At 67.1% G+C, this 18,405-nt stretch carries 32 protein-coding genes; all 32 read right to left on the bottom strand.

Annotation, left to right across the window (positions count from 1 at the left end; genetic code table 11):
* Nucleotides 1–13: 13 nt before the first annotated feature.
* A complete protein-coding gene (locus CSIV_RS00975; protein WP_077049566.1) occupies nt 14–706 on the bottom strand; it encodes an endonuclease/exonuclease/phosphatase family protein in 693 nt (230 codons plus the stop codon).
* A gap of 54 nt (nt 707–760) precedes the next feature.
* Complete coding sequence (truA, locus tag CSIV_RS00980; RefSeq protein ID WP_077049567.1) at nt 761–1,618, bottom strand: tRNA pseudouridine(38-40) synthase TruA; 858 nt, start codon at nt 1,616–1,618, stop codon at nt 761–763.
* A gap of 79 nt (nt 1,619–1,697) precedes the next feature.
* On the bottom strand, nt 1,698–2,261 hold the full coding sequence (gene rplQ, locus CSIV_RS00985) for a 50S ribosomal protein L17 (protein ID WP_077049568.1): 564 nt from the start codon (nt 2,259–2,261) through the stop codon (nt 1,698–1,700).
* 42 nt (nt 2,262–2,303) lie between these two features.
* Complete coding sequence (locus CSIV_RS00990; protein WP_022879045.1) at nt 2,304–3,293, bottom strand: DNA-directed RNA polymerase subunit alpha; 990 nt, start codon at nt 3,291–3,293, stop codon at nt 2,304–2,306.
* Nucleotides 3,294–3,466: 173 nt separating this feature from the next.
* On the bottom strand, nt 3,467–3,865 hold the full coding sequence (gene rpsK, locus CSIV_RS00995) for a 30S ribosomal protein S11 (RefSeq protein ID WP_013583990.1): 399 nt from the start codon (nt 3,863–3,865) through the stop codon (nt 3,467–3,469).
* Between the two features lie 34 nt (nt 3,866–3,899).
* On the bottom strand, nt 3,900–4,274 hold the full coding sequence (rpsM, locus tag CSIV_RS01000) for a 30S ribosomal protein S13 (RefSeq protein WP_063256596.1): 375 nt from the start codon (nt 4,272–4,274) through the stop codon (nt 3,900–3,902).
* A 157-nt stretch (nt 4,275–4,431) separates the two neighbouring features.
* The gene (rpmJ, locus tag CSIV_RS01005) at nt 4,432–4,548 is read right to left on the bottom strand and encodes a 50S ribosomal protein L36 (RefSeq protein ID WP_005050492.1); all 117 of its coding nucleotides are present in this window, start codon (nt 4,546–4,548) and stop codon (nt 4,432–4,434) included.
* A gap of 61 nt (nt 4,549–4,609) precedes the next feature.
* Entirely contained in the window at nt 4,610–4,831 is a 222-nt protein-coding gene (gene infA, locus CSIV_RS01010; protein ID WP_013583992.1) for a translation initiation factor IF-1, read from the bottom strand.
* A 138-nt stretch (nt 4,832–4,969) separates the two neighbouring features.
* A complete protein-coding gene (locus tag CSIV_RS01015) occupies nt 4,970–5,671 on the bottom strand; it encodes a DsbA family protein (RefSeq protein ID WP_175627533.1) in 702 nt (233 codons plus the stop codon).
* Nucleotides 5,671–6,510: a type I methionyl aminopeptidase gene (gene map / locus CSIV_RS01020; protein WP_077049569.1), complete on the bottom strand. Its 840-nt coding sequence runs from the start codon at nt 6,508–6,510 to the stop codon at nt 5,671–5,673. The genes CSIV_RS01015 and map overlap by 1 nt, the downstream gene beginning before the upstream one ends.
* A 1-nt stretch (nt 6,511) precedes the next feature.
* Nucleotides 6,512–7,102, bottom strand: coding sequence for an adenylate kinase (locus tag CSIV_RS01025; protein ID WP_077049570.1), 591 nt, complete (start codon nt 7,100–7,102; stop codon nt 6,512–6,514).
* Entirely contained in the window at nt 7,099–8,421 is a 1,323-nt protein-coding gene (gene secY, locus CSIV_RS01030; RefSeq protein ID WP_077049571.1) for a preprotein translocase subunit SecY, read from the bottom strand. Before secY ends, CSIV_RS01025 begins: the two co-directional genes overlap by 4 nt.
* Nucleotides 8,422–8,529: 108 nt before the next feature.
* Complete coding sequence (rplO, locus tag CSIV_RS01035) at nt 8,530–9,066, bottom strand: 50S ribosomal protein L15 (protein WP_077049572.1); 537 nt, start codon at nt 9,064–9,066, stop codon at nt 8,530–8,532.
* Nucleotides 9,066–9,251, bottom strand: coding sequence for a 50S ribosomal protein L30 (gene rpmD / locus CSIV_RS01040; protein WP_013583998.1), 186 nt, complete (start codon nt 9,249–9,251; stop codon nt 9,066–9,068). Before rpmD ends, rplO begins: the two co-directional genes overlap by 1 nt.
* The gene (gene rpsE, locus CSIV_RS01045) at nt 9,251–9,931 is read right to left on the bottom strand and encodes a 30S ribosomal protein S5 (protein WP_022877829.1); all 681 of its coding nucleotides are present in this window, start codon (nt 9,929–9,931) and stop codon (nt 9,251–9,253) included. The genes rpmD and rpsE overlap by 1 nt, the downstream gene beginning before the upstream one ends.
* The gene (rplR, locus tag CSIV_RS01050; RefSeq protein ID WP_022877830.1) at nt 9,928–10,287 is read right to left on the bottom strand and encodes a 50S ribosomal protein L18; all 360 of its coding nucleotides are present in this window, start codon (nt 10,285–10,287) and stop codon (nt 9,928–9,930) included. The genes rpsE and rplR overlap by 4 nt, the downstream gene beginning before the upstream one ends.
* 2 nt (nt 10,288–10,289) lie before the next feature.
* Entirely contained in the window at nt 10,290–10,826 is a 537-nt protein-coding gene (gene rplF, locus CSIV_RS01055) for a 50S ribosomal protein L6 (protein ID WP_077049573.1), read from the bottom strand.
* A gap of 6 nt (nt 10,827–10,832) precedes the next feature.
* Nucleotides 10,833–11,231: a 30S ribosomal protein S8 gene (rpsH, locus tag CSIV_RS01060; RefSeq protein WP_077049574.1), complete on the bottom strand. Its 399-nt coding sequence runs from the start codon at nt 11,229–11,231 to the stop codon at nt 10,833–10,835.
* Nucleotides 11,232–11,323: 92 nt separating this feature from the next.
* A complete protein-coding gene (gene rplE / locus CSIV_RS01065; protein WP_077049575.1) occupies nt 11,324–11,914 on the bottom strand; it encodes a 50S ribosomal protein L5 in 591 nt (196 codons plus the stop codon).
* Between the two features lie 2 nt (nt 11,915–11,916).
* Nucleotides 11,917–12,276: a 50S ribosomal protein L24 gene (rplX, locus tag CSIV_RS01070; protein WP_077049576.1), complete on the bottom strand. Its 360-nt coding sequence runs from the start codon at nt 12,274–12,276 to the stop codon at nt 11,917–11,919.
* A 2-nt stretch (nt 12,277–12,278) separates the two neighbouring features.
* Entirely contained in the window at nt 12,279–12,647 is a 369-nt protein-coding gene (rplN, locus tag CSIV_RS01075; protein WP_013584005.1) for a 50S ribosomal protein L14, read from the bottom strand.
* Between the two features lie 35 nt (nt 12,648–12,682).
* On the bottom strand, nt 12,683–13,015 hold the full coding sequence (gene rpsQ, locus CSIV_RS01080; protein ID WP_076491314.1) for a 30S ribosomal protein S17: 333 nt from the start codon (nt 13,013–13,015) through the stop codon (nt 12,683–12,685).
* Nucleotides 13,015–13,326, bottom strand: a complete 312-nt coding sequence (rpmC, locus tag CSIV_RS18700; RefSeq protein WP_013584007.1) for a 50S ribosomal protein L29 — start codon at nt 13,324–13,326, stop codon at nt 13,015–13,017. Before rpmC ends, rpsQ begins: the two co-directional genes overlap by 1 nt.
* The gene (rplP, locus tag CSIV_RS01090) at nt 13,326–13,745 is read right to left on the bottom strand and encodes a 50S ribosomal protein L16 (RefSeq protein ID WP_077049577.1); all 420 of its coding nucleotides are present in this window, start codon (nt 13,743–13,745) and stop codon (nt 13,326–13,328) included. Before rplP ends, rpmC begins: the two co-directional genes overlap by 1 nt.
* Nucleotides 13,745–14,503, bottom strand: a complete 759-nt coding sequence (gene rpsC / locus CSIV_RS01095; RefSeq protein ID WP_058230882.1) for a 30S ribosomal protein S3 — start codon at nt 14,501–14,503, stop codon at nt 13,745–13,747. Before rpsC ends, rplP begins: the two co-directional genes overlap by 1 nt.
* Nucleotides 14,503–14,901, bottom strand: coding sequence for a 50S ribosomal protein L22 (gene rplV, locus CSIV_RS01100; protein WP_058623970.1), 399 nt, complete (start codon nt 14,899–14,901; stop codon nt 14,503–14,505). Before rplV ends, rpsC begins: the two co-directional genes overlap by 1 nt.
* Nucleotides 14,902–14,923: 22 nt before the next feature.
* Complete coding sequence (rpsS, locus tag CSIV_RS01105) at nt 14,924–15,205, bottom strand: 30S ribosomal protein S19 (RefSeq protein ID WP_013584011.1); 282 nt, start codon at nt 15,203–15,205, stop codon at nt 14,924–14,926.
* A 12-nt stretch (nt 15,206–15,217) separates the two neighbouring features.
* Nucleotides 15,218–16,057, bottom strand: coding sequence for a 50S ribosomal protein L2 (rplB, locus tag CSIV_RS01110; protein ID WP_077049578.1), 840 nt, complete (start codon nt 16,055–16,057; stop codon nt 15,218–15,220).
* A 24-nt stretch (nt 16,058–16,081) separates the two neighbouring features.
* The gene (gene rplW, locus CSIV_RS01115; protein WP_022878259.1) at nt 16,082–16,381 is read right to left on the bottom strand and encodes a 50S ribosomal protein L23; all 300 of its coding nucleotides are present in this window, start codon (nt 16,379–16,381) and stop codon (nt 16,082–16,084) included.
* On the bottom strand, nt 16,378–17,040 hold the full coding sequence (rplD, locus tag CSIV_RS01120; RefSeq protein ID WP_077049579.1) for a 50S ribosomal protein L4: 663 nt from the start codon (nt 17,038–17,040) through the stop codon (nt 16,378–16,380). The genes rplW and rplD overlap by 4 nt, the downstream gene beginning before the upstream one ends.
* Nucleotides 17,041–17,044: 4 nt before the next feature.
* Nucleotides 17,045–17,704, bottom strand: a complete 660-nt coding sequence (gene rplC / locus CSIV_RS01125; protein WP_077049580.1) for a 50S ribosomal protein L3 — start codon at nt 17,702–17,704, stop codon at nt 17,045–17,047.
* 8 nt (nt 17,705–17,712) lie between these two features.
* Nucleotides 17,713–18,021, bottom strand: a complete 309-nt coding sequence (rpsJ, locus tag CSIV_RS01130) for a 30S ribosomal protein S10 (protein WP_013584016.1) — start codon at nt 18,019–18,021, stop codon at nt 17,713–17,715.
* Nucleotides 18,022–18,405: the final 384 nt, after the last annotated feature.

Raw genomic sequence — 18,405 nt, forward strand, 5'->3', positions numbered from 1 at the left:
GTCTCCGGTCGGCTCAGGAGGCCACCGCGGGGCGGCTGCCCTCGACCTCCGCGGTGATCAGGATCGGCAGGTGGTCGCTCAGCCCCTGCGGGAGGGTGCGGATGTGTGCAATGTCGAAACCGATCGACGTCGCGAAGTCGTAGTGACCCCGGAAGAAGCGGTAGCGCGTGTAGGTACGCGAGTCGCTGAGGGTGAGTTCGTATCCCTGGTCGCGCACCGCCTGCCCGAGGTTCTCCTTGAACACCGGGTAGTTGTAGTCGCCGACCATGAGAGCGGGCAACCCGGGACCGAGGTTCTGCAGCTCCGCCAACGCGGTGCGGATCTGGTGGCGGCGCAGGGAGTTGAGCGCGGTGAGGGGTGCCGCGTGGAAGGAGGCGACGATGATCTCGTGACCGTCGTCGATGTCGCGCAGGCGGACACCCAGCATGCGCTCCTCCGCCGGCTTCAGCACGTAGTCGTGCAGGGACTTCTTGAGGGCGATCGACCGCACCTCGACCGCACGGAACGTGTTCTCGCGGTAGTACACGGCGAGTCCGAGCCGGTTGCGCTGCGTGGCCTCCGCGAGACGCAGCCCGGAGATCTCCGCGGGGATGTCGCGGGTGTCGCATTCCTGCAGACACAGGACGTCGACCGCGTGCGCGTCGACGAGGGCGGCGAGCTCGCCCGCCGCGCGATGCTTGCGCAAGTTGTACGAAATGACCTTCATGGCCCCGCCAGCCTAGAAGGCGCAGCCCTCAGCTTGCTGAGGGTTGCGCAACGCTCACGAACCGATGTCGTCGGCGTCGCGCCGATTCCGCGTCTGTTCGGCCCGGGATGCGAGCAGCTCGTCCGCCGGATACCCCACCTCGGCCAGCACGAGCCCGCGTGCGGCGAGGACCTTCGTGTCCGGCAGACGCGCGCCCGCGTCACGGATCGCCACGACGCGTTCGGGGTCGATCCGCCCCTCGCCGACGGCCACGCACGCGCCCACCAGTGCACGCACCATGCTGTGGCAGAAGGCATCAGCTCGCACATGGGCGAGGAGCGCGCCCGCGGGGTCACGGTGCCAATCGAACTCCAGCAGTGTGCGGATCGTGGTGGCCTCCTCGCGCGCCTTGCAGTAGGCGGCGAAGTCGTGGAGACCGATGAGGCTCCGGGCTGCGGCATCCATGGCCGCGACGTCCAGGTGCGCCTTGACGGTGGTGGTCCGCGCGCGCTCGAGCGGGTCGTACCCGGTTCCGAGATCGGCGATGCGGTACACGTAGCGACGCCAGACGGCGGAGAAGCGGGCATCGAACCCCGCCGGGGCCGGAACCGTGTGATGGACCGTGACGTCGGGATAGGCGCCCAGGACGCCGCGGATCCGACCCGCGAGGGCCGTGACGCCGTCCGGCTCGTCCCCCTGGCGACGCCGGCGCGGAAGGCGGGCGACCTGCGCCTCATCGAGGTCGACGTGAGCGACCTGACCCGAGGCGTGCACCCCGGCATCCGTCCGTCCGGCGACGACCAATCGCGGCTCTCCGCCGACGATGCGGCTCAGGGCCTCTTCGAGCGTTCCCTGGACGGTGCGCAGGCCCGGCTGCCGCGCCCACCCGCGGAAATGTGTGCCGTCATAGGCGATGTCGAGACGGATGCGCACTTGTTCAGCCTACGTGCCCCGGGATGACGAACGAGGCCCTCTCCCCAGCGGGAGAGGGCCTCGTTCAGGAAGCAGAGGATTACGCCTTGGCGTCGTCCTCGACCGCGTCGGTGGCGGCGGCCTCGGCGGCCGCGCCCTCCTCCTGCGACTCGGCGCCGGCGTCGGCAGCCTCGTCGGTGGCGGGGGTCTCCTCGGTCGAGGTCTCCTCGGCGGGGGTCTCCTCGGCAGCCGGCGTGGCAGCCGCAGCGGGTGCCGCGGACTTCGACGCCGACGGCTTCTTGGTGACGGGCTCGAGGACGAGCTCGATCACGGCCATGGGCGCGTTGTCGCCCTTGCGGTTGCCGACCTTGGTGATGCGGGTGTATCCGCCGTCACGGTCCGCGACCAGCGGGGCGATCTCGGTGAAGAGGGTGTGCACGACCTCCTTGTCACCGATCACCGAAAGGACGCGGCGGCGGGCGTGGAGGTCACCCCGCTTCGCGAACGTGATCAGTCGCTCGGCGAGCGGACGCAGGCGCTTGGCCTTGGTCTCGGTCGTCTTGATCGACTTGTGGGTGTACAGGGCCGCCGCGAGGTTCGCGAGAAGCAGGCGCTCGTGGGCCGGGCCGCCGCCGAGACGGGGACCCTTCGTGGGCTTGGGCATGTCGTGTTACTCCAGTAGGAAGGTTCGGTCGGGTCCGACGGGTCAGACGGTCTCGTCGTCGTAGCCGCCGAAGAACTGTGCACCGTCGAAACCGGGCACCGAGTCCTTGAGCGACAGGCCGAGGGAGGTGAGCTTGTCGCGCACCTCGTCGACCGACTTCTGACCGAAGTTGCGGATGTTCATCAGCTGGGTCTCGGAGAGGGCGACCAGCTCCGAAACGGTGTTGATGCCCTCGCGCTTGAGGCAGTTGTACGAGCGCACCGAGAGGTCGAGGTCTTCGATCGGCATCGACAGCTCGTTGGAGAGGACGGTCTCGACCGGCGCGGGGCCGATCTCGATGCCCTCGGCCTCGACGTTCAGCTCGCGGGCGAGACCGAACAGCTCGGTGAGCGTACGACCGGCCGACGCCACGGCGTCGCGCGGGGCGATCGACGGCTTCGACTCGACGTCCAGGACGAGCTTGTCGAAGTCGGTGCGCTCACCGGCACGGGTCGCGTCGACGCGGTAGCTGACCTTGAGCACCGGCGAGTAGATCGAGTCGATCGGGATCTGACCCGCCTCGGCGTACTCGTTGCGGTTCTGGGTCGCCGAGACGTAGCCGCGGCCGCGCTCGATGGTGAGCTCGAGCTCGAACTTCGCGGTGTCGTTGAGCGTCGCGATGACCAGCTCGGGGTTGTGCACCTCGACGCCCGCGGGTGCGGAGATGTCCGCCGCCGTGACCTCGCCGGCACCCGTCTTGCGCAGGTAGGCCGTGATGGGCTCGTCGCGCTCGCTCGAGACGACGAGCTGCTTGATGTTCAGGATGATCTCGGTGACGTCTTCCTTCACGCCCGGGATGGTGCTGAACTCGTGCAGGACGCCATCGATGCGGATGCTCGTGACGGCCGCGCCGGGGATCGACGACAGGAGGCTGCGACGCAGCGCGTTGCCGATCGTGTAACCGAAGCCGGGCTCGAGCGGCTCGATGACGAAACGGCTGCGGAACTCCCCGATCTTCTCCTCGGTCAGAGTGGGACGCTGTGCGATGAGCACTATGTGTTCCTTTCGATCACGTGCCCGCTATATGACACGTGTAATGGGGTGAGGTGTTGAGTTGTACTCGCCGGATGCAGACGGCCCGACGGCCGCCGGCATCCGGATGTCCTGGGATGCGCGGGAGCGCGAACGTTCCCGGGGAGTGACGAGCACTCCCCGGGAACGATGCGTCAGACGCGGCGGCGCTTCGGCGGACGGCAGCCGTTGTGCGCCTGCGGCGTCACGTCCTGGATCGAGCCGACCTCGAGGCCGGCGGCCGTGAGCGAACGGATCGCGGTCTCGCGACCCGAGCCGGGGCCCTTCACGAAGACGTCGACCTTCTTCACGCCGTGCTCCTGCGCCTGGCGGGCGGCGGACTCCGCGGCCATGCCAGCGGCGTAGGGCGTCGACTTGCGCGAGCCCTTGAAGCCGACGCCGCCGGACGATGCCCAGCTGATGACGGCCCCGGAGGGGTCGGTGATCGAAACGATGGTGTTGTTGAACGTCGACTTGATGTGGGCCTGACCCACGGCGATGTTCTTCTTCTCCTTGCGGCGCGGCTTGCGCGCGGCGGACTTGGCCTGTGCCATGTGCGGTTCTCCTGAATCCTGCGCCGGCGGAGGCCTAGCGCGCCTTCTTCTTGCCGGCGACCGTGCGCTTGGGGCCCTTGCGGGTACGCGCGTTCGTCTTCGTGCGCTGACCGCGCACAGGGAGGCCGCGGCGGTGGCGCAGGCCCTCGTAGGAACCGATCTCGACCTTGCGGCGGATGTCGGCGGCCACCTCGCGACGGAGGTCACCCTCCACCTTGTAGGTGCCCTCGATGTGGTCGCGCAGCGCGACCAGCTGGTCGTCGGTGAGGTCCTTGACGCGGACGTCCGGGCTGATGCCGGTCGCGGTGAGGATCTCGGTGGAGCGGGTACGGCCCACGCCGTAGATGTAGGTAAGTGCGATCACCACGCGCTTGTCGCGCGGGATGTCGACGCCGGCGAGACGTGCCATGCGGCTCTCCTCAGAGTGTCGTGGAGGTGTGGAGCAGGATCGGTGCCCGGGCCTCCGCCCCGAGGTGTCCCCCGCATCGCGGGTTCTGATCCTGCCGTTGTGTATTCAGTTGGAAGTCTGTCGTCGAGTCGGGCCGGACCTGGAGTCCGGTCCGCACTCAGCCCTGGCGCTGCTTGTGACGCGGGTTGCTCTTGCAGATCACCATGACGCGCCCGTGGCGACGGATCACCTTGCAGTGGTCGCAGATGGGCTTGACGGAGGGGTTGACCTTCATGGGGGTGTTCCTGTTCGCTGTCTTCGATCCGCGCGAGCGGTTCGTTACTTCTCGGCCGGGCTCAGCGGTAGCGGTAGACGATACGACCGCGCGTGAGGTCGTACGGGCTCAGTTCGACGACGACGCGGTCCTCGGGGATGATGCGGATGTAGTTCTGCCGCATCTTGCCCGAGATGGTGGCGAGCACCTTGTGACCGTTGGTCAGTTCGACACGGAACATCGCATTGGGCAGTGCCTCGGACACCGTGCCCTCGATCTCGATGACACCGTCTTTCTTCGCCATAAACTCGCTCACGCTCATTGCAGACCGGCCGGTCTGCGGTGGATGGGGATTCGGTGCTACGACACGCCAATAAAGGCGCAACGCACCAAAGATCAAGCATACGTGGTAGAGCGCGATGCGGCAACTCGCCGCATCGACTCAGCCGTTGAGGCGATCGACGATGTCCTTCTGGGGGTCGCCGGTGAGATCGGTCTGGTTGACCAGAACCGTGCCGTTGATGGCGATCGTCGGCGTCGCGATCCCGGACCCCGTCTGCGACGGCGTCTTCTTGGTGATCGCCGTCACGAACTTCGTGTACGTCCCGTCCGTGATGCAGGAGCTCACGGCATCCGAGGCTCCCGCGTTCTTCGCGATGGTCGCGAGCGTCGCGTCATCCAGGCCGGAGGTGCCCTCCGTGGGCTGCTGGGCGTACATCGCCGTGACGAAAGCGGACACGTTCGCCGGGTCGTCGACCGCGACGCAGTAGGCGGCGTTCGCGGCGCGCGTCGAGTACTGCGTGCCCTGCGACTGCGCGTCGAGGATCGAGATCGGGTGGATGTTGAGGGTGATGGTGCCGTCGTCGACGAGCTGCTGGAGTGTCGAGCCGTAGGCCTGCTCGAACGAGTTGCAGATCGGGCACATGAAGTCGATGTAGGTGTCGACCGTCTGGCTGCCGGAACCCACGGCGATCGCGCCCGTGTCGGCGTTGACCGCCGAGGACTGCGGCACCGTCCCCGGCGACGTCGCCTGGTTGTTGGCGAACCACACCACTCCGCCGATCACGAGGACGACGACCACTGCGGCCGCCGTCACCCCGATCGCGAACCAGTTCGTGGACTTGCGAGCCGCGGCCATCATCATCAGTCGATCTCCTTCGGCACCACACCGAAGGGTGCCAGCTTCTCCGCACCGCCGTCGGACGCGGTGAGGACCCAGATTCCTCCATCGTGCACGGCGACGCTATGTTCCCAATGGGAGCCGGCTGTGCCGTCGATGGTCGAGACCGTCCACCCGTCGTCTTCGACCCGGGTCTCCTGATCGCCGATGACCACCATGGGCTCGATCGCGACCGCGAGTCCGGGCCGCACCTCGGCGCCACGATCCGGCACCCGGTAGTTGAAGACGCTCGGCGACTCGTGCATCTTGCGGCCGATGCCGTGGCCGACGTAGTCGCGCAGGATGCCGTAACCCCCATCGGGCGCGTTGTCCTCGATGTATCCCTCGATGGCAGCACTCACCTCGCCGAGGTGCGCGGCACGACTGAGCGCGGCGATGCCGGCCCACAACGAACCCTCGGTCACCTCGGACAGGCGTCGCCGAGGAGCGACGATCTCGTCCGGAGCGTCGCCGGGGACGACCACGGTGAACGCCGAGTCGCCGTTCCAGCCTCGGAACTCGGCCCCGGCATCGATAGAGAGCAGATCGCCCGCCTGGAGGGGACGGTCGTTCGGGATGCCGTGCACGACCTGCTCGTTGACCGATGCGCAGATCGTGTGACGGTATCCCCGCACCATCTGGAAGTTCGACTTCGCGCCGCGCCCGGTGATGACGGCGGAGGCAGCGGCATCCAGGTCGAGGGTCGTGACGCCGGGGGCGATCAGCTCGCGCACGGCATCCAGCGCGGCGGCGGTGATCAGACCGGGCTCGACCATGGCCCGCAGCTGAGCGGGCTTCTTGTAGATCGAGGAGCGCAGGACCACGTCAGCGCGCCGGTCGCAGACCGCGCGCCTCGAGCGCCGCGAAGATGCGCGCGGTGATCTCGTCGAGGTCGCCGACGCCGTCGATCTCATCGACGATGCCGCGGGTGCCGTACACGTCGAGGATCGGAGCGGTCTCGCGCTCGTAGATCCCGAGTCGCGTGGCGATCGCGGCCTCGGTGTCGTCGGCACGGCCCTGCTCGGCCGCACGGGACGTGAGCCGGGCCAGCGATTCCTCCCGCGGGACGACGAGGGCGATCACGGCGTCCAGCTTCTCGTCGCGTCCCTCGAGGAACTCGTCGAGGTGCAGGACCTGCGCGAGGTTGCGCGGGTAGCCGTCGAGGAGGAAACCCTCGGCCGCGTCAGCCTGCGACAGCCGGTCGCGGACGACGGCGCTGGTCAGCTCATCGGGGACGAGGTCTCCCCCATCGATGATCGACTTCACCTGGAGCCCCAGCTCGGTGCCCTGCGAGACGTTGGCACGGAACACGTCGCCGGTGGAGACGACCGGGACACCCAGAGCCTCGCCGACACGGACGCCCTGCGTCCCCTTGCCCGAGCCCTGGGGTCCGACGATCAGAAGACGTGCGGTCATCGCAGAAGCCCCTCGTAGTGACGCTGCTGGAGTTGAGCGTCGATCTGCTTCACCGTCTCGAGGCCGACGCCGACGATGATCAGGATCGACGCGCCGCCGAACGGGAAGTTCTGGTTGGCACCGACCGTCGCCAGCGCCACGAGCGGCAGCAGAGCGATGAGGCCGAGGTAGATGGATCCCGGGAGCGTGATGCGCGTCAGCACGTAGTCGAGGTACTCGGCGGTCGGACGACCCGCGCGGATGCCGGGGATGAAGCCGCCGTACTTCTTCATGTTGTCGGCGACATCGACCGGGTTGAACGTGATGGCGACGTAGAAGTACGTGAAGCCCACGATCAGCAGGAAGTACACGAGCATGTACAGCGGGTGGTCGCCGCGCGTGAGGTACTGCGAGATCCACGTCACCCACGCGGCCGGCTCCTGACCCGCCTGCGGCTGGTTGAACTGGGCGATGAGTGCCGGGATGTACAGCAGCGACGACGCGAAGATCACGGGCACGACGCCGGCCATGTTGACCTTGATCGGGATGTAGGTGTTCGTACCGCCGTAGGTGCGGCGTCCCACCATGCGCTTCGCGTACTGGACCGGGATGCGGCGCTGGGACTGTTCGACGAACACCACCAGCGCGACGACCACGATGCCCACCGCGAGCACGAGGAGGAAGATCTCGACGCCGCGCGTGTTCAGGATCGACAGCATGGCGGCCGGGAAGGTCGCGGCGACGGAGGTGAAGATGAGGATCGACATGCCGTTGCCGACGCCGCGCTCGGTGACGAGCTCGGCGAACCACATGACCAGGCCCGTACCGGCGGTCATCGTGATGATCATGAGCAGCTGGGCCCACCAGATGTCGTTGGTGAGGAGCTGCTGGCACTCCGGGGCGCCGCCGGTGCCGAAGAGCTGCCCGGAGCGCGCGACGGTGACCAGAGTCGTGGACTGCAGCAGCGCGAGCGCGATGGTCAGGTAGCGCGTGTACTGCGTGAGCTTGGCCTGACCGGCCTGGCCCTCTTTGTACAGCGTCTCGAAGTGCGGGATGACCACGCGCAGCAGCTGCACGATGATCGTCGCCGTGATGTACGGCATGACACCCAGGGCGAAGATCGACAGCTGGAGGAGCGCTCCACCCGAGAAGAGGTTCACCAGGGAGAGCAGGCCCTCGGTGCTCCCGGACGCCGCCAGACAGCGCTGGACGTTCGGGAAGTCGACGAAGGGCGTCGGCACGTGGGCACCCAGCCGGTAGATGGCGATGATGCCCAGCGTGAAGGCGATCTTCCGCCTCAGGTCGGGCGTGCGAAAAACCCGCGCGATGGCGCTGAACAAGGGGATTCCTCCAGAACGATCTCGGCGCGCGACCAGGCGCACACGGAATCAGACTAACCCAGAAGGGGCCGACGGCCACACGGCCGCCGGCCCCTTCGGGGTGTGACGTCAGTTGATGGAGCCGCCTGCGGCGACGATCTTCTGCTCCGCAGAGCCGGAGACCTTGTCGACCGACACGTTGAGCGCGACCGAGATGTCGCCGGTGCCGAGCACCTTGACCTTCTCGTTCTTGCGCACGGCGCCCTTGGCCACCAGGTCGACGATGGTCACATCGCCGCCCTGCGGGTAGAGCTCGGCCAGCTTGTCGAGGTTGACGACCTGGTACTCGACCCGGAACGGGTTCTTGAAGCCACGGAGCTTCGGGGTGCGCATGTGCAGCGGCATCTGCCCACCCTCGAAGCCGACCTTGACCTGGTAACGGGCCTTCGTTCCCTTGGTACCGCGACCGGCGGTCTTACCCTTGGAGCCCTCACCGCGACCGACACGGGTCTTCGCGGTGCGAGCGCCGGGGACGGGACGCAGGTGGTGGACCTTCAGCACGCCGGGGCGCGCCGCGGGTGCGGCATCCTTCTTCGCGGCCGCCTTGCGGGCCGGAGCCTTCTTCGGGGCGTCGACCGTGGTGGTCTCGTCCTTCTTGTCAGCCATTAGTCGATCTCCTCAACCTTGACGAGGTGGGCGACGGTCTTGACGTAACCGCGCGTCTGCGCGTCGTCGGGACGGACGACGGAGTCGCCGATCCGCTTGAGACCGAGCGAGCGCAGCGTGTCACGCTGGTTCTGCTTCTCGCTCACCTTGGACTTGATCTGCGTGACCTTCAGACGCTCGGCCATCAGGCACCTACCTTCTGAGCGGCGGCCTCGGCGCGCACGAGGCGGGCCGGGGCGACCTGGTCGAACTCCAGACCGCGGCGGGCGGCCACGGCACGGGGCTCCTCGAGCGACTTCAGAGCCTCGACGGTCGCGTGCACGATGTTGATCGTGTTCGACGAACCGAGCGACTTCGAGAGGACGTCGTGGATGCCGGCGCACTCGAGGACGGCGCGGACGGGACCACCGGCGATAACACCGGTACCGGCAGCGGCGGGGCGCAGGAGCACCACACCGGCGGCAGCCTCACCCTGGACGGGGTGGGGAATGGTCGAGCCGGAGCGCGGCACGCGGAAGAAGTTGCGCTTGGCCTCTTCGACACCCTTCGAGATGGCGAGGGGCACTTCGCGCGCCTTGCCGTAGCCGACGCCCACGACGCCGTTGCCATCGCCCACGACGACCAGCGCCGTGAAGCTGAAGCGACGACCGCCCTTGACGACCTTCGAGACGCGGTTGATCGTCACGACGCGCTCGAGGAACTGGCTCTCGTTGCGGTCGCGCGAACCACGGTCGCGCTGGTTGGCGTTGCGCTCGCGACCGCCGCGGCGGGGCTCGCGCTCGCGCTCGGCGGGTGCCTGGGACCCAGCCGCACCCTCAGTCGGTGCAGTCTGCTCGGTCACTTCGGTCTCCTTGTTGTCACTCACAGGTTCAGCCCTCCTTCGCGGGCGCCTTCGGCGATCGCGGCGACACGACCGGCGTAACGGTTGCCGCCACGGTCGAACACGACGTCCGAGAAGCCGGCGGCCTTCGCGCGCTCGGCGACGAGCTCGCCGACCTTGCGGGCCTTGGCGGTCTTGTCACCGTCGAACGAACGCAGGTCGACCTCGAGCGTCGAGGCCGAGGCCACGGTGTGGCCCTTGCTGTCGTCGACCAGCTGGACGAAGACGTGGCGGGCCGAACGCGTCACGACGAGACGGGGACGGAGCTCCGTACCCACGACCTTCTTGCGCAGACGAGCGTGGCGACGCGCGCGGGCGGCGGACTTTGTCTTGATAGCCATGGCTACTTACCACTCTTTCCGGCCTTGCGGCGCACAACCTCACCCGCGTACCGCACACCCTTGCCCTTGTAGGGCTCGGGCTTGCGGATCTTGCGGATGTTGGCGGCGGCCTCGCCGACGGCCTGCTTGTCGATGCCGCTCACGGTCAGCTTGTTGTTGCCTTCGACCGTGAGGGTGATGCCCGCGGGCGGGTCGATCAGGACGGGGTGCGAGAAGCCGAGGGCGAACTCGACCGAGCTGCCCTTCTGCGCCACGCGGTAACCCGTGCCGACGACCTCGAGGCCCTTGGTGTAGCCCTGGGTGACACCGATGATGTTGTTGTTGATGAGCGTGCGGGTCAGGCCGTGGAGCGACCGCGACTCGCGCTCGTCGTCGGGGCGGGTGACGAGAACCTGGTTCTCCTCGACCGAAACCTCGAGGGGCTGCGCGATGGTGAGCGCGAGCTCGCCCTTCGGGCCCTTGACGTGGACCTCCCGGCCGTTCACCGAAACGGTGACGCCGGCGGGGATGTCGATGGGAAGACGTCCGATACGCGACATGTCAGATCACCACACGTAGGCGAGGACTTCCCCGCCGACGCCCTTCTGCTCGGCCTGACGGTCCGTGAGGAGACCGGAGGAGGTGGACAGGATGGCGACGCCCAGGCCGCCGAGGACCGTGGGGACCTCGGTGGACTTCGCGTACACGCGAAGGCCGGGCTTCGACACGCGCTTGATGCCGGCGATCGACCGCTCGCGGTTCGGGCCGTACTTCAGCGTCAGGGTGAGGGTCTGGCCGACACGGGCGTCCGAAACGGACCAGTCGGCGATGTAACCCTCCTGCTTGAGGATGGCGGCGATGTGCGTCTTGAGCTTCGAGCTCGGCAGCGACACGGAGTCGTGGTGCGCCGAGTTCGCGTTGCGCAGACGGGTCAGCATGTCTGCGACCGGGTCTGTCATCGTCATGTGTTGCTTCTTTCGATCATGAGGTTTCGACTGCCGTTACACGACAGGCGACCTTCGATGAGAGGCCCCCGGGATCCCGGGGGCCCGGGGGCTCAGGCCTGAGCGTCCGCCGACTGGAACGGGAAGCCGAGCTGGCGAAGCAGCGAGCGGCCCTCGTCATCGGTCTTCGCGGTGGTGACGATCGTGATGTCGAAACCACGCACGCGGTCGATGCGGTCCTGATCGATCTCGTGGAACACGGACTGCTCCTGGAGACCGAAGGTGTAGTTGCCGTTGCCGTCGAACTGCTTGGCCGAGAGACCGCGGAAGTCGCGGATACGGGGCAGGGCGAGGTTGACGAGACGGTCGACGAACTCCCACGCACGGTCGCCACGGAGGGTGACGTGCGCACCGATGGCCTGTCCTTCGCGCAGCTTGAACTGCGCGATGGACTTGCGGGCCTTGGTGACGATGGGCTTCTGACCGGTGATCTTGGTGAGGTCCTCGACCGCGCCATCGATCACCTTGCTGTCGCGAGCAGCCTCGCCGACACCGGTGTTCACGACGACCTTGACCAGACCGGGGATCTGCATGACGTTCGCGTAGCCGAACTCTTCCTGCAGGGCCTTCTTGATCTCGGTGTTGTACTTCTGCTTCAGGCGGGGCTGGATCTTGCCAGCCACCGCGGCAGTGTCGGTGCTCATATTCAGAGGTCCTTGCCTGACTTCTTCGCGAAGCGCACGCGGACGGTGCGCTTGACGCCGTCCTTCACCTGCTCCTCGACGCGGTGACCGACGCGGGTCGGCTTCTTGGTCGAGGGGTCGACGATCGCGACGTTGGAGATGTGGATCGGGGCCTCGAACGTCTCGATGCCACCGGTCTTGGTGCCGCGCTGGGACTGGCCGACGCGGTTGTGCTTCGTGACGTAGTTCACGCCCTCGACGATGACGCGGTTCTGCTCGGTCAGGACCTCGAGGACCTTGCCCTGCTTGCCGCGGTCGCCGCCCTTGTCCTGCTTCTTGCCAGAGATGACCTGAACCAGGTCACCCTTCTTGATTTTCGCCATGATCAGATGACCTCCGGGGCGAGCGAGACGATCTTCATGAACTTCTTGTCGCGAAGCTCACGACCGACCGGTCCGAAGATGCGGGTGCCGCGGGGCTCCCCGTCGTTCTTCAGGATCACGGCGGCGTTCTCGTCGAACTTGATGTACGAGCCGTCGGGACGACGGGTCTGCTTGACCACGCGGACGACGACGGCCTTGACCACGTCGCCCTTCTTGACGTTTCCACCGGGGATCGCGTCCTTGACCGTGGCGACGATGACGTCGCCCAGGCCCGCGTACCGACGGTTGGAGCCGCCCAGCACACGGATGGTCAGCAGCTCCTTGGCGCCGGTGTTGTCGGCGACCTTCAGCCGGGATTCGTTCTGAATCACTTGTTACTCCTTGGGTTCCAAGCAAGCCGCGAGGCTTACTTGGCCTTCTCGAGGATCTCGACCAGGCGCCAGCGCTTGGTGGCGCTGAGCGGACGGGTCTCGTTGATGACGACCAGGTCGCCGATGCCGGCCGAGTTCGTCTCGTCGTGGGCCTTGACCTTCGACGTGCGACGGATGACCTTGCCGTAGAGCGGGTGCTTCACGCGGTCCTCGACCTCGACGACGATCGTCTTGTCCATCTTGTCGCTGACGACGTAGCCACGACGCGCCTTGCGGTAACCGCGGGCGCTCTCGTCGCGGACATCGTTCGCCGCGTGCTCGTGGCCGACGACCTGCGCCTCGGCTTCTGCCTTCTTCGCGGTAGCCATTACTCCGCCTCTTCCTTTGCGGCGTCGTCAGCGGCATCCGCCTTCTTCGCCTTGCTCTTCTTCGCCTTCGTCGCCTCGACCGGGGCCGGCGTGGCGCGGATGCCGAGCTCGCGCTCACGGATCACCGTGTACAGACGCGCGATGTCGCGCTTGACTGCACGGATGCGGCCGTGGCTCTCGAGCTGGCCGGTGGCCGACTGGAAGCGCAGGTTGAACAGCTCTTCCTTGGCCTTGCGCAGCTCCTCGACGAGGCGCTGGTCTTCGAACGTGTCGAGCTCGCTCGGGGCGAGCTGCTTGGTGCCGATCGCCATTACGCGTCGCCCTCCTCGCGCTTGATGATGCGTGCCTTCAGCGGCAGCTTGTGGATGGCACGGGTCAGTGCTTCACGAGCGAGTTCCTCGTTGACACCGGCGACCTCGAAGAGGACGCGACCCGGCTTGACGTTCGCAACCCACCACTCGGGGGAACCCTTACCGGAACCCATGCGGGTTTCGGCCGGCTTCTTGGTGAGCGGACGGTCGGGGTAGATGTTGATCCACACCTTTCCACCACGCTTGATGTGACGGGTCATCGCGATACGAGCGGACTCGATCTGACGGTTGGTCACGTAGGCGGGGGTCAGAGCCTGGATGCCGAACTCGCCGAACGACACCTGGGTGCCGCCGGTGGCCTGGCCCGAGCGACCGGGGTGGTGCTGCTTGCGGTACTTGACCTTGCGGGGGATGAGCATTACGCCGACGCTCCTTCTGCCACGGGGGCCTCATTGCGAGGGCCACGACGACGGTCGCCGCCACGGTCGTCACGACCGCGCGACTTCGGGGCGTTGGCCTGCTCGCGGGCGAGCTCCTTGTTGGTGAGGTCGCCCTTGTAGATCCACACCTTCACGCCGATGCGGCCGAAGGTCGTCTTGGCCTCGTAGAAGCCGTAGTCGATGTTCGCGCGCAGGGTGTGCAGGGGCACACGGCCTTCGCGGTAGAACTCCGAGCGGCTCATCTCGGCGCCGCCGAGGCGGCCCGACACCTGGATGCGGACACCCTTGGCGCCCGCGCGCTGCGCGCCCTGCAGGCCCTTGCGCATCGCGCGGCGGAAAGCCACGCGGGCGGAGAGCTGCTCGGCGACACCCTGGGCGACCAGCTGAGCGTCGGCCTCGGGGTTCTTGACCTCGAGGATGTTCAGCTGGATCTGCTTGCCGGTGAGCTTCTCGAGGTCGGCGCGGATGCGCTCGGCCTCGGCGCCGCGGCGACCGATCACGATGCCCGGGCGGGCGGTGTGGATGTCGACGCGGACGCGGTCACGCGTGCGCTCGATCTCGATGTTGCTGACGCCCGCGCGGTCGAGCGAGGTGGTCAGCAGGCGACGGATCTTGATGTCCTCGGCGAGGTAGTCGGCGTAGCGCTGTCCGGGCTTCGTCGAGTCGGAGAACCACCGCGACACGTGGTCGGTGGTGATGCCGAGGCGGAAGCCGTACGGGTTGACCTTCTGTCCCATTACTTGCTCGCCTTCTTGTTGGCGCGAGCCGGGGCCGCAGCAGCGTCTTCCGGCGTCGCGAGCACGACCGTGATGTGGCTCGTGCGCTTCTTGATCTGGAAGGCGCGACCCTGTGCGCGGGGCTGGAAACGCTTGAGCGTCGTGCCCTCGTCGACGTACGCGTTCTTCACGTACAGGTCGGCGTCATCCAGGTACTCGTTCGTCTTGTCGGCGGTGACGCGAGCGTTCGCGATCGCCGAGGCGACGAGCTTGTAGATCGGCTCGCTCGCACCCTGCGGCGCGAACTTCAGGATGGCGAGGGCCTCTTCGGCCTGCTTCCCCTTGATGAGAGCGACGACACGACGAGCCTTCTGAGGGGTCACGCGGATGTGTCGCACGCGTGCGATGGACTCCACCATTTCTCTCTCCTCCTCGGTCGCCTTAGCGGCGACGGCCCTTCTTGTCGTCCTTCACGTGGCCGCGGAAGGTGCGGGTGGGCGAGAACTCGCCCAGCTTGTGGCCGACCATGGTCTCGGTCACGAACACGGGGATGTGCTTGCGTCCGTCGTGCACGGCGATGGTGTGTCCCAGCATGGCGGGGATGATCATCGAACGGCGCGACCAGGTCTTGATGACGTTCTTCGAACCGGCTTCGTTCTGCGAGACGACCTTGCGAAGCAGGTGCTCGTCGACGAAGGGGCCCTTCTTAAGGCTGCGAGGCATCTTCCTCTACTCCTACTTACGCTTCTTGCCGGCGGTGCGACGGCGGACGATCAGCTTGTCGCTTTCCTTGTTCGCGTGGCGGGTACGGCCTTCGGCCTTACCCCACGGCGAAACGGGGTGACGACCACCGGACGTCTTGCCCTCACCACCACCGTGCGGGTGGTCGACCGGGTTCATGGCGACACCACGGACGGTGGGACGGACACCCTTCCAGCGCTTGCGGCCGGCCTTGCCCCAGTTGATGTTCGACTGCTCGGCGTTGCCGACCTCGCCGATCGTGGCGCGGCAGCGCACGTCGACGTTGCGGATCTCGCCCGAGGGCAGACGCAGCTGGGCGTAGGGGCCGTCCTTGGCGACCAGGCGCACGGAGGCGCCGGCCGAACGGGCCATCTTCGCTCCTCCCCCGGGACGGAGCTCGATCGCGTGGATCACCGTACCGGTGGGGATGTTGCGCAGCGGCAGGTTGTTGCCGGGCTTGATGTCGGCGCCGGCACCGGACTCGATGACGTCGCCCTGCTGCAGCTTGTTGGGGGCGAGGATGTACCGCTTCTCGCCGTCCTTGTAGTGCAGGAGCGCGATGCGCGCGGTGCGGTTGGGGTCGTACTCGATGTGAGCGACCTTGGCGTCGATGCCGTCCTTGTCGTTGCGACGGAAGTCGATCAGACGGTACTGGCGCTTGTGACCGCCACCGATGTGGCGCGTCGTGATGCGGCCCTGGTTGTTGCGGCCACCGGTCTTCGACAGCGGGCGCAGCAGCGACTTCTCAGGCGTCGATCGGGTGATCTCGGCGAAGTCGGCCACCGACGAGCCGCGGCGACCGGGCGTCGTGGGCTTGTACTTGCGAATAGCCATTGTTCTTGTCCTCTATCCCGACCGTCAGCCGACTGCCGTGAAGATGTCGATGGTGCCCGACTTGAGGCTGACGATCGCGCGCTTGGTGTCCTTGCGCTTGCCGATGCCGAAGCGGGTGCGACGGGCCTTGCCCACGCGGTTGATCGTGTTGACCGAAGCCACCTTGACGCCGAAGATCTTCTCGATCGCGAGCTTGATCTCGGTCTTCGAGGCGCGGGGGTCCACGAGGAACGTGTACTTGCCCTCGTCGATGAGCGAGTAGCTCTTCTCGGAGACGACCGGCTTCAGGATGATGTCGCGCGGGTCCTTGTTGACGGCGGTCATGCCGAGACCTCCTCGGTGGCGCCGGACTTCGACGTGACGAACGCGTCGTAGGCGGCCTTGGTGAAGACGATGTCGTCGGAGACGAGCACGTCGTAGGCGTTCAGCTGGCCGTAGGTCAGCACGTGGACGTACGCGAGGTTGCGCACGCTCTTGACCGTCAGCTCGTCGTCGCGGTCGATGACCACGAGGACGTTCTTGACGGCGCCGAAGGCGGTCAGGACCGCAGCAGCGGCCTTGGTCGACGGGGCACCCTCGATGCCGAACGACTCCACGACGTGGAGACGCTCGCCACGAGCGCGGTCGCTCAGCGCGCCCAGCAGGGCGGCGGCGATCATCTTCTTGGGGGTGCGCTGGCCGTAGTCACGGGGCTTCGGGCCGTGGACGATGCCACCACCGGTCATGTGCGGCGCGCGGATCGAGCCCTGACGGGCGTTACCCGTGCCCTTCTGCTTGAAGGGCTTGCGACCGGCACCGGAGACCTCGCCACGACGCTTGGTCGAGTGCGTGCCCTGACGGGCGGCGGCGCGCTGGGCGACGACGACCTGGTGGATCAGCGGGATGTTCGTCTTGACGTCGAAGATCGCGGCGGGCAGCTCCACGGAGCCGGCCTTCTTGCCGTCGGACTTACGAACGTCGAGCGCGAGAGTCGAGTCAGCCATGAGATCAGGCACCCTTCACTGCGTTGCGGACGTAGACGATGCGGCCACGGGCACCGGGGACGGCGCCCTTGACGAGCAGCAGACCCTTCTCGGCGTCGACGGCGTGCACCGTGAGGTTGAGGACGGTCACGCGCTCGCCACCCATACGGCCGGCCATGCGCATGCCCTTGAAGACGCGGCTCGGGGTCGACGAGGCGCCGATCGAGCCGGGCTTGCGGTGGTTGCGGTGCGCACCGTGCGAAGCGGAGACACCCTTGAAGTTGTGACGCTTCATGACACCGGCGGTGCCCTTGCCCTTGCTGGTGCCGACGACGTCGACCAGCTGGCCGGCCTCGAACAGGCCGTCCACGGTGAGCTCCTGACCGAGCGAGTAGTCAGCGGCATCCGCGGTGCGAACCTCGGTGAGGTGACGACGCGGGGTGACGCCCGCGGCCTCGAAGTGGGCCGTCAGGGGCTTGTTCACCTTGCGGGGGTCGATCCGGCCGTAGCCGATCTGAACGGCGTTGTAGCCGTCCTTCTCGACCGAGCGGAGCTGGGTCACGACGTTCGGGGCGACCTCGATGACGGTGACGGGAACGAGCTTGCCGTTCTCGTCCCACACCTGGGTCATGCCGAGCTTGGTGCCGAGGAGGCCCTTGGAGATCTTGGAGTTGATGTCAGCCATGTCGAACCTCAGAGCTTGATCTCGATGTTGACATCGGCCGGGAGGTCGAGGCGCATCAGGGAGTCGACGGCCTTGGGCGTCGGGTCGATGATGTCGATGAGGCGCTTGTGGGTGCGCATCTCGAAGTGCTCGCGGCTGTCCTTGTACTTGTGGGGCGACCGGATGACGCACACGACGTTCTTCTCGGTCGGCAGGGGGACCGGGCCCACCACGGTGGCACCGGCACGGGTCACGGTGTCGACGATCTTGCGCGCGGACGAGTCCAGTCCGGCGTGGTCGTACGACTTCAGGCGAATGCGGATCTTCTGTCCCGCCATTGTCTGCTCACTCTCTTTCTCGCGTCTTACCCGACCAAGGGCATCGGACGCACGGTGGCGCTTTCGCGCCCTGGCACTTCCCCTCGCTCGCGCGAGAGATGCTGCACCGCTGTTCAGCTGTCAAACCGGATGCCATGGCATCCGGCCCGCCCCCCGCACGCAGGCGTGCGGATCCCGGGAAGGATGAGGGGTTCGGTGTGCGTTCTGCTGCCCGCGGCCCAGGACCCTGCGCTTCCGCGCCGCCTGTGCACTGCCCTGGCAGTGATCCTGGCGCGCGCCGAGCGCACGCCGGAATGTGGAACCTGGTTAGTCTACGGGGCTCCCGGGCGTGTCGCAAACCCGGGCGTGTCGCGTGCGGCATATCCTCAGCCCCCGGTCGGCAAC

The sequence above is a fragment of the Microbacterium sp. CSI-V genome, assembly GCF_001984105.1.
GTDB lineage: Bacteria > Actinomycetota > Actinomycetes > Actinomycetales > Microbacteriaceae > Microbacterium.